At 62.4% G+C, this 1,204-nt stretch carries 1 protein-coding gene; it reads right to left on the bottom strand.

Annotated features, from left to right (window positions below; genetic code table 11):
- Window positions 1-1,204: TRCF domain-containing protein (locus EOA60_RS33760; RefSeq protein WP_281060809.1), on the bottom strand; the 1,204-nt coding region annotated here is incomplete at both ends.

Here is a 1,204-nt window from a genome sequence, read left to right as displayed (position 1 = left end):
GGTCGGCCCTGATCTTGGCCAGCGAGCCCTGCTCGCCGATGAATTTGACCAGTCCGACCGGATTGGGGAATTCGCGCTTGCGGAAGTGGATGACGACGCCCTTGGGGCCGGCATCGAGCTTCTCGACATTGGCCTTGCGGCAAAGCGCCTTGATGAAGACGATCTTCAACAGATGCGTCACTTCTTCCGGCAGCGGCCCGAAGCGGTCGATCAGCTCGGCGCCGAAGCCGTCGATCTCCTCGGTGGTCTCCAAGTCGCCAAGGCGGCGGTAGAGCGCCATCCTGAGCTGCAGGTCCGGCACATAGCTCTCCGGGATCATCACCGCGGTGCCCACCGCGATCTGCGGCGACCAGCCGCCATCCAGCACTTCGCCGGAATCCTTCACTTCGGCCACCGCTTCCTCCAGCATCTGCTGGTAGAGCTCGAAACCGACCTCCTTGATGTGGCCGGATTGTTCCTCGCCGAGGAGATTGCCTGCGCCGCGGATATCGAGGTCGTGGCTGGCAAGTTGGAAACCAGCGCCGAGCGTATCGAGCGACTGCAGCACCTTGAGCCTGCGCTCGGCCGTATCGGTGAGCTTGCGGTTGGCCGGCAGCGTGAACAGCGCATAGGCTCGCACCTTCGAGCGGCCGACGCGGCCGCGCAACTGATAGAGTTGGGCCAGACCGAACATATCGGCTCGGTGGATGATGAGCGTGTTGGCGGTCGGAATGTCGAGGCCGGATTCGACGATGGTCGTCGACAGAAGCACGTCGTACTGGCCGTCATAGAAGGCATTCATGATGTCGTCGAGTTCACCGGCCGGCATCTGGCCGTGGGCGACCGCTACTTTCAGTTCCGGCACGGATTCTCTCAGGAAATCATGGATTTCGGCAAGATCGCTGATACGCGGCACGACATAGAAGGAATGGCCGCCGCGGTAGCGCTCGCGCAGCAGCGTCTCGCGGATGACCAGCGGATCGAAGGGCGAGATGAAAGTGCGCACCGCCATGCGGTCGACCGGAGGGGTGGCGATCAGCGACAGCTCGCGAACACCGGTCAGCGCCAACTGCAGCGTGCGCGGAATCGGCGTCGCCGAAAGTGTCAGCACATGCACGTCGTTCTTGAGCTCCTTCAGCCGCTCCTTGTGCTTGACGCCGAAATGCTGCTCCTCGTCGATGATCAGCAGGCCGAGATTTTTGAAGGAGATCGAGCTACCGAGCAG

Source organism: Mesorhizobium sp. M1A.F.Ca.IN.020.06.1.1 (assembly GCF_004023265.1).
GTDB lineage: Bacteria > Pseudomonadota > Alphaproteobacteria > Rhizobiales > Rhizobiaceae > Mesorhizobium.
Note: the sequence above shows the minus strand (reverse complement) of the source record. Positions and strands in the feature narration are given on the sequence as shown.